The organism is Lentibacillus juripiscarius, assembly GCF_042685205.1.
In the GTDB taxonomy this organism is placed as follows: domain Bacteria; phylum Bacillota; class Bacilli; order Bacillales; family Amphibacillaceae; genus Lentibacillus; species Lentibacillus juripiscarius.
Window position 1 is genome coordinate 1 of record NZ_JBHUNA010000012.1, and the last position, 752, is coordinate 752.

The window sequence follows — 752 nt, forward strand, 5'->3', positions numbered from 1 at the left end:
TATGCCTTAATAGGGCACGTGCGGTTTGATGAGGGGGTAGCCTTGAGAAAGGTTACCCTACTCTATTATTAATTGGTGCTATACATCAAGTCAGGTTTTAGATAAAAGAAAACTTTAGGTTGTTTCATTCATATAATAAATAAAGGAATTTCAAATGACTTTGTAGAAATAATTTGTTGGCAGTATTTTAAAGGGTAATGAATAATTATAATGAATTAATGTACTGATTCTCATTTTTAATCTTATTTTCAAGAACATTGAAAAACTCATAAATAAGAAATCGGCTGGAACGGTATAGCGTATGTAACTAAGGTGGTGAATGAAATGGATTTTACCTTATTAGCCCTGGGAATTGCAGCGGCAGGTTATTTTGTAGGTGAAGGTCTGAAGAATTTCCAAAATCCAAGAGCGATAGACTCGATGGAAAGTATATTTGGGAATGATGAGCATGAATTAATTAAACATAGTGATGTTCATCATTTCATGGGAGTATCAAAGAAGGATGCAGAAATGTTACTTCGGGATTATCCGAATGTGCCGCATATCAAATTAAATGGTGAAGTTTACTATCCTAAACAGAGACTTCGCGAGTGGTTAATGAAATTAGGAGATTAATATCGCCTTGTAGCTAGTGCTCAGGTGGAGGTGTACGTATGAAAAATTTGTCCTTGTTCGGAAAAATAACACTAGCGTTGCATAAAAATTTCAAGTAAAAGTCAAGCAATTAACATTGTGTCAAGATTATGAATGAT

1 protein-coding gene is annotated in these 752 nt (G+C 34.0%); it reads left to right on the forward strand.

Going from position 1 to position 752, the window contains the following annotated elements:
* The first annotated feature begins 324 nt into the window (after positions 1 to 324).
* On the forward strand, positions 325 to 615 hold the full coding sequence (locus ACFSUO_RS06750; protein WP_382392389.1) for a DNA-binding protein: 291 nt from the start codon (positions 325 to 327) through the stop codon (positions 613 to 615).
* Positions 616 to 752 lie beyond the last annotated feature (137 nt).

Coding starts and splice junctions, on each gene's coding strand:
- ACFSUO_RS06750 (WP_382392389.1), top strand. CDS start 325: ATGGATTTTACCTTATTAGCCCTGGGAATTGCAGCGGCAGGTTATTTT.